Below are 12680 nucleotides of genomic sequence, written 5' to 3'. Positions count from 1 at the left end.
CCTTGAAAGGTCAAAGGAATAGAGCCGCGCGGACCTTGGTCCGCACGGCTTCGGTTTTCCTGCGGATCAGCCCTGACCGTTAATCGGAAGCGCGACGAAGCGGCTTCCTTCGCTGGACTGGATCTGGAACAGCGCGCGTGTGCGGCCGTCCTTCTTGGCCTGGTTCAGCACCTTGACGACATCCGCAGCGGTGGAGACCTCCTGGTTGTTGACCGAGGTGATCTTTTCGCCTTCCTTGATGCCCTTGTCGGCGGCATCGGAGTCCGGGTCGATGCCGGTGATCGCCAGGCCCTTGCCGTCGTCGGAAGGACCGACCGTCAGGCCGAGATCGGCAAGCGCCTTCTCGGAGGCAGGCGCCTCAGGCTGCTGCGGCTGATTGTTGTCATCGGCGTTGGCATCCTTCTGATCGGCCGGCAGCGTGCCGAGTTCGACGGTGAGCGACTGGGCCTTGCCGGCGCGCCAGACCGAGAGTTCGACCTTGCTTCCCGGCTGCATCCCGCCGATGCGGCGGCTGAGATCGCGGGCATCCTTGATGGTCTCGCCGTTGAGCGCGGTGACGACGTCACCAGCCTTCATGCCGGCCTTGTCACCCGGCGACCCCGGCTGCGGGGCGACGACGAGGGCGCCGCTCGGCTCGGAAAGGCCGATGGATTCGGCGATGTCCTTGGTTACCGGCTGTATCTGGACACCCAGCCAGCCGCGCGAAACCTGGCCGTCCTTCATCAGATCGGCGACGACATCCTTGGCGGTCGAGGCCGGAATGGCGAAGGCGATGCCGACGCTGCCGCCCGAAGGTGAGAAGATCGCGGTGTTGATGCCTACGACTTCGCCGTTGAGGTTGAAGGTCGGACCGCCGGAGTTGCCGCGGTTCACGGCCGCATCCACCTGGAGGTAATCGTCATAGGGACCCGAGCCGATATCGCGGCCGCGAGCCGAAACAATGCCGGCCGTGACCGTGCCACCGAGGCCGAAGGGGTTGCCGACGGCGACAACCCAGTCGCCGACGCGGACGTTGTTGTCGTCGGCCCAGTTGACATAGGTGAACTTCTTGCCTTTGCCGTCGACCTTCAGCACGGCGAGGTCGGTACGCGGATCCCTGCCGATCAGCTTGGCATCGAGTTCGGTGCCGTCATTCATGACAGCGACGAAAGCCTGGCCGTCGGAAACCACGTGGTTGTTGGTAACGATATAGCCGTCTTCGGAGATGAAGAAGCCTGAGCCTTGAGCGACCGGCCGCAGACGGCCCTTACCGGGGCCATTCGGACCCTGGCCGAAGCGGCGCGAATGACCCTGCTGGTCATTCGGGTCCTGACCGAACTGCCGGAAGAACCGCTTCAGCGGGTGATCGTCAGGAAGGTCGTCAAAGCCGCGGCCATTGAAATCGAAGGAGAAGCCGTCATTGTTGTCGGCGACGGGATTGACGCGGTTTTCCACGCGGACGGACACGACGGCGGGTGAAACCGCATCGACGACGTTGGCGAAGCTCGGAACCGCGGGCGCCTGGACCTTGACGGCTTCAGCATAGGACCGGGTAATTTCGAGCGGAACGCCAGTTGCGAGCACAGCGGCCGCGATACCGGCGACAGTAGACGCCTTGAGCACGGTGGCGAGGGACGGACGTCCGTTGAAATTCTTGAGCATTGGAGCACCTTCTCTTGTTCTTAGATCTTCAGACCGGCAGCGCCGGATCAGTCGATGACAGAAGATATAGGACGCCGCACCTTACTGCGAACTGTCCGATCAATGAAAAGTTCGTAATGTTTGAAATGTTCAGTCACGGCCGCCGCGTGCGGACGGCTCTTTTTCGAGAAGCTCGCTGAGCTTCGCCTGCTCTTCCGGCGTAAGCTTGCTTCCGGTCGGCCGGCCTGCCCTCTTGCGCGCGAAGACGAGCAGCGACACGCCGCCGGCGAGGATCAGCAGCACCGGCGCGCCCCAGAGCAATACCGTCCTCACGCTGAACCGGGGCTTCAGAAGCACGAATTCGCCGTAGCGCGACACGATATAGTTGAGCACCGCCTCATCGCTGTCGCCATTCCTGATGCGCTCGCGCACCAGCAAGCGCAGGTCCTTGGCGAGCTCGGCATTGGAATCATCGATCGACTGGTTCTGGCAGACCATGCAGCGCAGTTCCGCCGAAAGGGTGCGGGCGCGGGCCTCCAGCGCGGGATCGGCCAGCACTTCGTCGGGATTGACGGCGAAGGCGGAAACGGGTGCGAAGAGCACGAACAGGGCTACGATGAGACTGAAGAGAGGCCGCCTCATTCCGCCGGCTCCATGGCAGGGGCGGCCGGTTTTGCCTTGGCCTTTCTGCGCGGGGCGCCGACGCGCAGACGCCGGTCGGAAAGCGATACGAAGCCGCCGACGGCCATGATCAAGGCGCCGCCCCAGATGCAGAGGATGAGCGGCTTCCACCAGATGCGCACGACAATGCCGCCGTTGCTGGTGGCGTCGCCCAATGAGACGTAGAGCTGGCTGAGACCGAAGGTCAGGATGCCGGCCTCCGTCGTCGGCATCTGCCGGGCCGTGTACAGGCGTTTGGCCGACCAGGTGTCGGCAACCGTGACACCGGCGCGCCGGATGGTGAAGTGGCCGCGCTCCTCGGTATAGTTCGGTCCCCTGGCCGGCCGCATGCCGTCAAACTGCAGACTGTAGCCGCCGGCTTCGACCGTCTGGCCCGGTTTCATCTCGACGACATGTTCACTCTGGAAGGTGGTGACGGCGACGATGCCGAGCACGCTGACGCCGAGCCCGGCATGGGCGAGCGCCGTGCCGAAGGCCGAGCGCGGCAGGCCTGACAGGCGTCGCCAGGCGAGCGAGCCCGCCACCTTGCCGATGCCGGCGCGATACCAGAGGTCGGCAACGGCGCCGAGGATGAGGAACAGGCCGGCCGCCAGCCCGAGCACCGACAGCACCGGCCCGCCGTGCTCGAGATAGAAGAAGACCAGGGCGGCGGCGAAAGCGAGACCGGCGACAACGTAGAGCCGCTGCAGGGCGCCGAGCAGATCGCCGCGTTTCCAGGCAAGCAGCGGCCCGAACGGCACGATGACGAGCAGCGGCGCCATCAGCAGGCCGAAGGTCAAATTGAAGAAGGGCGCCCCGACCGAGATCTTGTCGCCGGTCAGCGTCTCCAGAAGCAGCGGATAGAGCGTGCCTGTGAGCACCGTGCCGCAGGCGACCGTCAGGATCAGATTGTTGAGGACGAGGGCGCCTTCGCGCGAGATCGGCGCAAACAGCCCGCCAGCCGACAGCTTCGGCGCGCGCAGGGCAAACAGCGACAGCGCCCCGCCGATGAAGATCAGCAGGATGGAAAGAATGAAGACGCCGCGGGTGGGATCGCTGGCGAAGGCATGCACCGAAGTCAGCACGCCGGAGCGCACCAGGAAGGTGCCCATCAGCGACAGCGAGAAGGTCAGGATGGCAAGCAGCACCGTCCAGATCTTCAGCGCCTCGCGCTTTTCCATGACGAGGGCCGAATGCAGAAGCGCAGTGCCGGCAAGCCAGGGCATGAAGGAGGCGTTCTCCACCGGATCCCAGAACCACCAGCCGCCCCAGCCGAGCTCGTAATAGGCCCAGTAGGAGCCCATGGCGATGCCGAGCGTCAGGCAGGTCCAGGCAGCCAGCGTCCAGGGCCTGACCCAGCGGGCCCAGGCGGCGTCGATGCGGCCTTCGATCAGGGCTGCGACGGCAAAGGAGAAGCAGACCGAAAAGCCGACATAACCCAGATAGAGCAGCGGCGGGTGGATGGCGAGGCCGATATCCTGCAGCACCGGATTGAGATCGCGGCCCTCTGCCGGCGCCGGATCGAGCCGCAGGAAGGGATTGGAGGTCAAAAGAATGAACAGGGTGAAGGCGAACGAGATCCAGGCCTGCACGGCAAGCACATTGGCCTTCAGCGTCTCCGGCAGATTGCCGCCGAAAATCGCGACGAGCGCGCTGAACAGCGCCAAGATCAACAGCCAGAGCATCATCGATCCCTCGTGATTGCCCCAGACGCCGGAATATTTGTAGATCAGCGGCACCAGCGAATGCGAATTCTCCCAGACATTCTCGACCGAGAAGTCGGAGACGACATGGGCATAGGTCAGGACGGCGAAGGAGAAGGCGACGAGCAAAAACATCACCATCGAGCCGACGCTCGCCACATCCATCATCGCCGGGTCATAGCGGCGGGCGCCGATCACCGGCACGACCGAGACGATGAGCGCCGTCGCCAGCGCCAGCACGAGCGCGTAATGGCCGATCTCGATGATCATTGCGTCGCCTTTGCCTCCTGTCCCTGCCCCTGGCCCTCCTGCCACAGCCCCTGCTGCTTCAGTTTGTCAGCCACCTCCTTCGGCATATAGGTCTCGTCATGCTTGGCAAGCACGGTATCGGCAGTAAAGACGTTGCTGCCGGCGGCAAACACGCCCTCGGTAACGACGCCCTGGCCCTCGCGGAACAGATCGGGAAGGATGCCGGTATATTTGACCTTCACAGCATTGGCGCTGCCGTCGGTGACGGAAAACTCCACCGTCGAACCGGCGCCGCGCACGATGCTGCCCTCACCCACAAGACCACCGAGCCGGATGCGGGTCTCCGGCGCCACCGGCGTCTTGGCAAGATCGCCAGGCATGTAGAAATACGCCACAGACTGGCTGAAGGCGAACATCACCAATAACACCGCCGCAAGGATGAAACTCATCCCGCCTGCAATCACCACAAGGCGCTTCTGCTTGCGCGTCATTGCGTCATTTCCTCCGTGGCAATGCCAAGTTCCCTGGCAAGCGCCAGCAATTGCCGGCCCTGCTCGCCGGGCGGCGGAAAGGCGGCAAGCCCCCGCTTCACGGCATCGGCTGCGCGATCCTTATCGTTCAATACGGCGTAAGAGCGGACGAGCCGCATCCATCCCTCGAAATTGTTGGGATCCTCGCGGAGTTTGGCATCGAGGCTTTCGACCATGCCGCGGATCATCTGCTGGCGATCGCCGGCGCTCATGCTTTCAGCCGCCGCCACGTCTTCCGACGTCGGTCCGCCAGGCGCCGCCGGCTGGGCAGCCGCGCCGCCATTCTTGGCGATATGCTCATTGACCAGCGGCAGCCAGGGCGCATCGGCGGGCGATTGCTGCGCCAGCGCCTCGAAGGCCCGGCGCGCCTCGTCGGTTCGTCCCGCCTGCTCCAAGCTGAGCGCGATGTAGAAGCGGGCACGCGGATTGTCGGGCTCCAACGTCAGCGACTGTTCCAGCGCCTGGCGGGCCTCCTCCGTCACGACCCCTTCGGAGATCGTGATCAGCGTCTCGGCAAGGCCGTCGAACCGGATCGGGCTCGGGCCGAGAAGCCGTATCGCGTTGCGGTAGGCCACCTCGGCATCGGCCACCCGCATCGTGCGGAAATAGATCGGCGCCAGCACGTCCCAGCCTTTGCCGTCGTCGGGATTCTGGGCCAGATGCCGTTCCGCCTTGGCGATCAGCACCGCCACGTCGTTGCCGGGGTTTTCCAGCCGCGCTTCCAGTGGCTGCGATGGCAGGTCCGGCCTGCCCGTCGTCAAATAAAGACAGAGCCCGAGCACCGGCAAGATCAAGAGGACGAGGACTTCGATGATGCGGTGATGCCTTATCGGTTTCTCTATCGTCTCCGGCTCGCCGGCAGAGACGGCGATCAGCCGCCGGCCGATCTCGGCCCTGGCGTAATCAGCCTCTTCCGGGGTGATCAGCCCGCCACCAAGATCGCGGTCGAGTTCGCGCAACTGGTCCCGATAGACTGCCGCCTCGCCGGCGCGCCTCCTCTGCGCCGCCCTCGCACCGCGCAGAAGGGGGTAAAGCAGGATGACGGCGACGGCTGCCGTCAGAGCGGCAACGAGAATCCAGAACAGCATATCGGCCCAAATACGTGAAGCGCACGGCCATTCCAACTGCCAAAGCCGGAATGACGAAGAATTGAGGCTATTCGCCGCAATCTAGGGCCTTTCCTGGTCGGAAACCATCTCAGCCGAGCGGCGACCAGCTGCCGTCTTCGTTGCGGCAGGCAGCACCCCGCGCCACAGTGTCCTTGCCGTCGACGGTCAGCGTATGGGTATATTGCCGGCAATTCTGCGAACCGACCTGATAGGGTGCTGCCGCCACCACCTTGCCCGTCACGTCGTTGCCGTTCCAGACCACCGGCTGGCCGACCGCCGCCCCTTCCAGCGCCCGATATTCCGCCTCAAGCGCCCGCTGCTTGTTGCTATCGCTCAAGCTCACGCCGCTGCGGCCGACGATGCCGCCCTGAAGCGCTGTGATGAAGGCGGCCGATGCGGACGGCTTGCTCGAAAAAATGCCGCGCGAAGCAACGCCCTTCGTCGTCGTGCAGCCGGACAGCACGACAGCGAGAAGAAGGGCGGAAACCATCATGCCTTGCGAGCGTAGAATCATTGCGTCGAACCGCGATCAGAGGTCAAATTCAGCCGATCGAAGTGCAGCGTCCCCGTGTCAGCATTAAGGCAAAGCATGCTATACGTTTGCCACTATCTTTGTGACATCAAGCAGTTGGTCATGCAACATCCTTTGTGACGCCAGGCAGGATTAGCTTCGCCTTCAGCCCGCCCCATTCGCCACGCGAGAGCTCGAGCCGCCCCTGGTACTCGTTGGAAATCTCGGTGACGATCGAAAGGCCGAGCCCGGTTCCGGGCTTGCTTTCATCGAGCCTGCGGCCACGCTTCAGCGCCTCGCGGATCTGGTCGGGCTCAAGGCCGGGCCCGTCATCCTCGACGGCAAGCTCCACCCAGCGCCGGCGGGCGCTCGCCTCCGCCCCTTTCACGTCCTCGCCGGCCTCGACGGCCGAAAGCCGTACTCTGCTCTTGGCAAAACGCGCCGCATTTTCCAGGAGGTTGCCGACGGTTTCCTCGAGATCCTGCTGTTCCATGGCAACGGCAAGATGCGGCGGTGAGACAACGAGATCAAATTCGGTGTCGACATTCAGGCGGCGCATGACGCGCACCAGCCGCTCCAGCGCCGGCTCGGCGTCGGTGCGGGCCAGCACGGATTCGCGCTGCGCGGCGATGCGGGCCCGGTTGAGATAGGACTGCACCTGCCCCTGCATCGATTCCGCCTGGCTGCGCACCAATTCGCCGTGGGATTTTTCGAGAACGCGCGCCTCGTTGAGGAGAACGGCGATCGGCGTCTTCAGCGAATGGGCGAGGTTGCCGACCTGCATGCGCGCCCGCTCTACGATGCGGCGGTTGCTGTCTATCAGCGCATTCACCTCGTTGGCGAGCGGCAGGATTTCGCGCGGGAAGTCGCCCTTCAGCTGCTCGCTCTCGCCGGCGCGGATGCGCTCCAATGCGGCACGCGCCTTGTCGAGCGGTTTCAGGCCGTAGAGGATCGCCAGCGCATTGACGATCAGACTGCCGACGCCGAAGCCGGCGAGCGCCAGATAGAGGCTGTGGGAAAAGGTGCGCACATCGTCCTCGACGACGTCGACATTGCCGGTCACACGGAAGCGCGCCGCGCGCCCGTCCGTGTCGAGCACCACTTCGGTCTCGGCGACTTGCACGCGGTTCCCTGAGGCGTCGGTCACCTGGTAGTAGCGCTCGTAATTCTTGTCGAAAGGCGCCTCGACAACCGAGGGGACCGGAATGAGCGCCGAGCCGAGCGAGGGCGACACCAGCGGCGCGGTGGTATAGGTGCCGAGCGGCTCCACCACCCAATACCAGCCTGTCTTCGGCTGGGCAAAGCGCAGATCGCCGAGTTGCGGGCTGCCGCTCAACGCCCCCTGATCGCCGATCGTCACGGAATTGATGACGTTATAGAGCTGGGCCCGCAGCAGATCCTGGAAACCACGTTCCGCGCTCTTGCGGTAGAGTGTCGAGATCAGCAGGCCGATCACCACCAGGGCCACCGTCGACCAGACCGTGGTCAGCAGCAACACACGTGCGGTGAGCGACTTAATTCGCATGTTTCGGCGCTTGGATTCGGTAGCCGAGACCGCGCACCGTTTCGATCAGGTCGACGCCCATCTTCTTGCGCAGACGGCCGACGAAGACCTCGATCGTGTTGGAATCGCGGTCGAAATCCTGGTCGTACATGTGCTCGACCAGCTCCGTGCGCGAGACGACCTCGCCCATGTGATGCATGAGGTAGGCGAGCAGGCGATATTCGTGCGAGGTCAGCTTCAGCGCCGTGCCGTTGACCGTCGCCTTCGAGGACTTGGTATCGAGCCGTATCGGTCCGCAAACGATCTCGGAGGATGCATGGCCGGCGGCGCGCCGGATCAACGCCCGAATGCGCGCCAACACTTCCTCGACATGGAAAGGTTTGGTGACATAGTCGTCGGCGCCGGCGTCGATGCCGGCGACCTTGTCGCTCCAGCGGTCGCGCGCAGTCAGGATCAGAACCGGCATGCCGCGGCCGGCCCCGCGCCATTTTTCCAGCACCGTCACACCGTCCATCTCCGGCAGGCCGATATCGAGGATGATGGCGTCATAGGGTTCGGTGTCGCCGAGGAAATGCCCTTCTTCGCCATCGAACGCCTGGTCGACGACATATCCCGCCTCCTTCAGCGTGTCGGCAAGCTGCCGGTTCAGGTTGACGTCATCTTCTACTACCAGGATGCGCATCGGTCCGCCTTCGTCCGCTTCAATCGATCGTCATTTGAATAGACCGATTCCGGTTACATCGGAACCTTTACCGTAACCTTGCGTGGACGCTGGCCGTTGCCCGACACGAGAACGGTAATGATGCAGCTATCTCCCACCGGTTGCACGGACAGAAGCTGCCCGCCCGTCTGCTCGACGACCTGGGCTGCGGCGGCGCTGCAATCACCCGCCACGCGCAGGACGAGGGTGCCCGCGCCGTCCGGTGAGGGCGCCGATACCACCAGTCCGGCGGCCATTACTGCGACGCTCAGAGGAAAGGCCATGTCTTATGCTTTCAAGGGTAGTTCCAACTTGGTGCGAATATGTACTCACGCGACCTGAATGGCAAATGAATGCGCTGTAATACAGGGAGTTTAGAACCATTCTCGACCGTCTGGACATTTGGTTCCCGCCGGCGGAAACCGCCGTCACAGCATGTAGCGGCGATCCCTCCCGCATTTCAAAACGGTGCTTCACCAGGCTGCATCAATAGCTTTGCCGTCGCTCTGGCTATCGACCGGCCGTAGGTCGCCTTAAACCGGCCGCCATCGACGAATCGCCTCGATCTTCCACGGGTCGAACGGCAATGCAGGGCATCGATACGGACACCTTACACGTGTACCATCTCGTCCTTGAATTGCGTCGGCTTTCCTCTTGTTCTCCATCTGAGAAAACTGCAGGGCGGCAGCGCGAATCGACGGCGGCCGCTTTATCCGGCCGGTCGAAACTGTTATGCCTTTGCCGCTCCCGCATCTCAGGCCGTTTCAGCACCGATGCCCAATTCCTTCCGCTTCCGCTCGGCGCAGACGGTCATCGTCCTCGCCATCACCCAGCTCATCGGCTGGGGCACGACCTTCGACATGCTCGGGGTAATGGGCCGCATCGTGGCTCCGGATCTTGGCTTAGCAAACGAGGTGGCGTTTGCCGGCCTGACCATCATGATGATCGTCAGCGCCATCGTCGGCCCGGCGACCGGCCGCTGGCTGGCCCGCTATGGCGCTGCCCGGGTGCTTTCGGCGGCGTCTCTGACCTTTGCGCTTGGCCTCTCTCTGCTTGCAGCTGCAAACAGCATTATTCTCTATGCCGCCGCCTGGGTCGTGATCGGCGTCGGCGGCGCGTTCGGCCTGTCCGCGCCGGCCTATACTGCCGTCGTCGAACGCGAAGGGATCAACGGCAAGCGGGTCATCGCCATCCTGATGCTGTTCACGGGGCTTTCGAGCGCCGTCTTCTGGCCGATCCTCAGCCTGCTCAACGAGGCCTTCGGGTGGCGCCTGACCTTCCTTATATGCGCGGCGCTGCAATTCTTCATATGCCTGCCGCTGCATCTTTTCGCCCTACCCAAACCGATCGCTGTCCAGGTCGACGGCGGCGCGGCCGACATCGCCCCAGTGCCGCTGTCGAAGGCGGCGCAGCGTAAGGCCTTTCTGCTGATCGCTGCCTCGACGACCATCACCACCTTCATCACCTTCGGCATCTCGCCATCGCTGCTCGAAATCTTCCGCCAGTCCGGCGCCTCGCCGGCCTTCGCGCTGCAGCTCGGTTCGGCCCGAGGCATCCTCGGCATCTCGGCGCGTTTCCTCGACATGCTGCTCGGCCGGCGCGGCAATCCGATCCTCAGCGCCGCCATGGGTATCGGCCTGATGCTGGCGGGCTTCCTGATAATGCTGGTCGTCAGTCCTTCGACGCCGGTGCTCGTTACCTTCATCCTGCTCTACGGCTTCGGCGCCGGCGTCATGACTGTTGCGCGGGCGCTCCTGCCGCTGGCCCTGTTCTCGCCGCGCGAATTCGGCCTGCAATCGGCCCGACTGTCGCTGCCGCAAAACCTTGGCAATGCCGTCGCCCCCGTCGTCTTCACGGCCATCCTCGATCGCGCCGGCACCGGCCCGGCGCTCTTCGCCGCAGCCGTCCTCGCGGCGTTGTCCCTGACATTTGTGGCGATGCTGATGGCGTTGGTGCGCGGCGCGCGGGTCCCGCAGCCGAGCCCGGCCATTTCGTGAGGCATGGATTCGGGCCGTTCGCGAATCTTTTGAATCGCTTGCCCCGGCTTTTTCGAAAACTGCCTCCAGTGGCTCAGAACTTCATTCAACTGCCGACGGCTAGATTCCAGAAAATCGCTCACCCGCTTGAATTTAAACAAGATCCAACTCGAGGCCAATCGCCTGCCGAAATCAGAGCGGACGCGTGACGGCCGTGCGGCTGTCGTAATCGGCAGCGATGCGTTTTTCCCGGAGCGGGCGCACGCGCTCGATCGAGCGTTGGTAATCGGGGTGCGCCTTATAAGCAGCGAGTGCCGCCTCATCGTCGAATTCGCCATAGACGACAAGATCGATCTCGGTGCCCAACTGATCGGTCTTCACATTGGTGCCGATTTCCAGCAGCCGCGCGTGTGGAATTCCGGTCAGGATCGAAAGTCCCGCCCTCACCTCTTCCAGATGTTCCTCCTGCACGGTGAAGAAGACGATATGGCGGATCACGCGGAAGCTCCTGTCAGATCTCAGAGGTCGGCCAGCGCGATAACACGCGCGCCTCAGGCCTTCAACCGCGGGGCCCACCCCGAGCGGCATCCGGACGCAGCGCCACATTGAAGGCCATGGCATAACCCGCGAGCTTCTCGGCCCGGTCGGTGCCGTTGACGATGCGGCGCGCATTTACCCAGTCCTCGGTCGTGGCGTTCAGGTGATCGGCGAGTTTGTGGCCGGTAAAGCTGCCCTGCAGCATGCCTTCGATCAGGATCGTCACGGCCGCATCCATTTCCATCGCCCGATCGGGTTCAGCCACCAGATCGATGCCGGTCAGCGCGCTCATCGCCTCGTAATTGCGCTTGTGGGTGAGCTGCACCAGGCCGCGCCCGAGCCAGCAGCGGCCATCCTCATCCGGCCGCCAATAGGGCGTCGTCACCCAGGAGAGCCTGCCTGCGGCAAAGGCGGCCTCGAGGATCTCGACCGCGCGCATATCGCTTTCAGCCAGCGTCTCGCGCACCGGCTGCATCGTATAGGCAGTTTCATGATAGGCGGTCGCAAGGATATAGGCGAGCCACCGTAGGTCGGCCTGAGCGAACCGTTTTTGCCAGGCATCGAGGATCGCCGTCATACCCACTACCTGAGGCTGAGTCAGTTCTCCTTTGAAGAGCTCTTGCCGCACCGCATCAAGAAAGAATATCCGATCCATGTGGACAACCATTCCGCGCTTCCTGTGAATTTCATGGTTAAAAGCGTCTTAATCGATTAAAATAAACTTAATCGTTTAAAGTGCCTAAGCCCCTGATTTACACGCCTTTTGTCTTGTGCAATGCATATTTTCGCCCCGAAGCCCTACCACCACAAGAGGAGACTTCCGATGCAAACGCCAGCCAACACACAAACCACCATTCCCCAGCATGTCGTCGACCAGATGGAAAATGAGTGGCGCCAGATTCGTCCTGAACGGGAAAATGCGCGCCCGGCCCAGCAGCCTCAACAACAGCGCTGAGAGATACAAGCAAAGCGGCGTAGATGTAAGGCCTGCCCTCATCGCGTCGCAGTTTCAAGCCGGTTCGCCAGCGTTTCCAGCGACCGGGTGAACACTTTTCCATCTCGGAGCGCGCGCGACAGGACCAGCGCGCCTTGAATGCCGCAGACGCCTTCTTCAGCAAGCGTCTGCGCCTCTGTCTCAGAACAGCCAGCCCGCATAAGCGCCGAACGCAACGCGTCGATCCAGCGCAAGAAATAATCGCCGATCGCCGAAGAAAACCGCTCGCGCGTGTCGTCGAGTGCGAAGGCGCCCACGAGGCAGATGCGGCCGCCGGCGCGGAAATATTCATTCACATTGACCCACATCGCCGCAATCGCCTGACGGGCGTCGTCATCCCTCAGCGGCCGATAGATCGCCTGTTCGAACCAGGCATCCACATCGGCGAGCACGGCGCCGGCCATCTCCTCCTTGCCGCCGGGGAAGAAATGATAAAGGCTGCCCTTGCCGATGCCCGTGCGTTCCGTGATGCGGCTGAGAGTGGCGCCCTCATATCCGAGCTCGCGAAAGGTTTCCGCGAGCAGCGGTATGATATCGGCGCGTTCGTAGACGGTCTTCACCGGCCTGAATTCATCCTGTTCTAGAGC

At 63.2% G+C, this 12680-nt stretch carries 14 protein-coding genes; 2 read left to right on the top strand and 12 right to left on the bottom strand.

Annotation, left to right across the window (positions count from 1 at the left end; all coding sequences use genetic code 11):
- Positions 1–66 precede the first annotated feature (66 nt).
- From J2J98_RS06455 to J2J98_RS06415, 9 genes are all read right to left on the bottom strand, one after another.
- Complete coding sequence (locus J2J98_RS06455; RefSeq protein WP_138393540.1) at positions 67–1641, bottom strand: Do family serine endopeptidase; 1575 nt, start codon at positions 1639–1641, stop codon at positions 67–69.
- Between the two features lie 129 nt (positions 1642–1770).
- A complete protein-coding gene (locus tag J2J98_RS06450) occupies positions 1771–2262 on the bottom strand; it encodes a cytochrome c-type biogenesis protein (protein ID WP_207602666.1) in 492 nt (163 codons plus the stop codon).
- Positions 2259–4253 carry a heme lyase CcmF/NrfE family subunit gene (locus J2J98_RS06445; RefSeq protein ID WP_207602665.1) on the bottom strand — a complete coding sequence of 665 codons (1995 nt, stop codon included), beginning with the start codon at positions 4251–4253 and terminating at the stop codon, positions 2259–2261. The genes J2J98_RS06450 and J2J98_RS06445 overlap by 4 nt, the downstream gene beginning before the upstream one ends.
- Positions 4250–4723: a cytochrome c maturation protein CcmE gene (ccmE, locus tag J2J98_RS06440; RefSeq protein ID WP_207602664.1), complete on the bottom strand. Its 474-nt coding sequence runs from the start codon at positions 4721–4723 to the stop codon at positions 4250–4252. The genes J2J98_RS06445 and ccmE overlap by 4 nt, the downstream gene beginning before the upstream one ends.
- The gene (gene ccmI, locus J2J98_RS06435; protein ID WP_207602663.1) at positions 4720–5850 is read right to left on the bottom strand and encodes a c-type cytochrome biogenesis protein CcmI; all 1131 of its coding nucleotides are present in this window, start codon (positions 5848–5850) and stop codon (positions 4720–4722) included. The genes ccmE and ccmI overlap by 4 nt, the downstream gene beginning before the upstream one ends.
- Positions 5851–5959: 109 nt before the next feature.
- Complete coding sequence (locus tag J2J98_RS06430) at positions 5960–6385, bottom strand: hypothetical protein (RefSeq protein ID WP_064706665.1); 426 nt, start codon at positions 6383–6385, stop codon at positions 5960–5962.
- 118 nt (positions 6386–6503) lie between these two features.
- Positions 6504–7907: a sensor histidine kinase gene (locus tag J2J98_RS06425; RefSeq protein WP_064706664.1), complete on the bottom strand. Its 1404-nt coding sequence runs from the start codon at positions 7905–7907 to the stop codon at positions 6504–6506.
- Positions 7897–8568: a response regulator transcription factor gene (locus J2J98_RS06420; protein ID WP_064706663.1), complete on the bottom strand. Its 672-nt coding sequence runs from the start codon at positions 8566–8568 to the stop codon at positions 7897–7899. The genes J2J98_RS06425 and J2J98_RS06420 overlap by 11 nt, the downstream gene beginning before the upstream one ends.
- Before the next feature lie 53 nt (positions 8569–8621).
- Positions 8622–8870, bottom strand: coding sequence for a hypothetical protein (locus J2J98_RS06415; RefSeq protein WP_064706662.1), 249 nt, complete (start codon positions 8868–8870; stop codon positions 8622–8624).
- A 489-nt stretch (positions 8871–9359) separates the two neighbouring features.
- Between J2J98_RS06415 and J2J98_RS06410 the strand changes: the two genes are divergently transcribed.
- Complete coding sequence (locus J2J98_RS06410) at positions 9360–10583, top strand: MFS transporter (protein WP_207602662.1); 1224 nt, start codon at positions 9360–9362, stop codon at positions 10581–10583.
- A 171-nt stretch (positions 10584–10754) separates the two neighbouring features.
- Here J2J98_RS06410 and J2J98_RS06405 read toward each other — a convergent pair whose 3' ends face one another.
- A complete protein-coding gene (locus J2J98_RS06405) occupies positions 10755–11060 on the bottom strand; it encodes a Dabb family protein (protein WP_064706661.1) in 306 nt (101 codons plus the stop codon).
- A 61-nt stretch (positions 11061–11121) separates the two neighbouring features.
- A complete protein-coding gene (locus tag J2J98_RS06400) occupies positions 11122–11766 on the bottom strand; it encodes a hypothetical protein (RefSeq protein ID WP_207602661.1) in 645 nt (214 codons plus the stop codon).
- Positions 11767–11922: 156 nt separating this feature from the next.
- On the opposite strand from J2J98_RS06400, the gene J2J98_RS30665 reads away from it, so the two are divergent.
- On the top strand, positions 11923–12054 hold the full coding sequence (locus J2J98_RS30665; RefSeq protein WP_259663883.1) for a hypothetical protein: 132 nt from the start codon (positions 11923–11925) through the stop codon (positions 12052–12054).
- Positions 12055–12092: 38 nt separating this feature from the next.
- Here J2J98_RS30665 and J2J98_RS06395 read toward each other — a convergent pair whose 3' ends face one another.
- Entirely contained in the window at positions 12093–12653 is a 561-nt protein-coding gene (locus J2J98_RS06395; protein ID WP_064706659.1) for a TetR/AcrR family transcriptional regulator, read from the bottom strand.
- Positions 12654–12680: the final 27 nt, after the last annotated feature.

The sequence above is a fragment of the Rhizobium bangladeshense genome (assembly GCF_017357245.1).
Lineage (GTDB): Bacteria > Pseudomonadota > Alphaproteobacteria > Rhizobiales > Rhizobiaceae > Rhizobium > Rhizobium bangladeshense.
The sequence above is the reverse complement of the archived record's forward strand: the minus strand, read 5'-3'. Positions and strand labels throughout refer to the sequence as shown.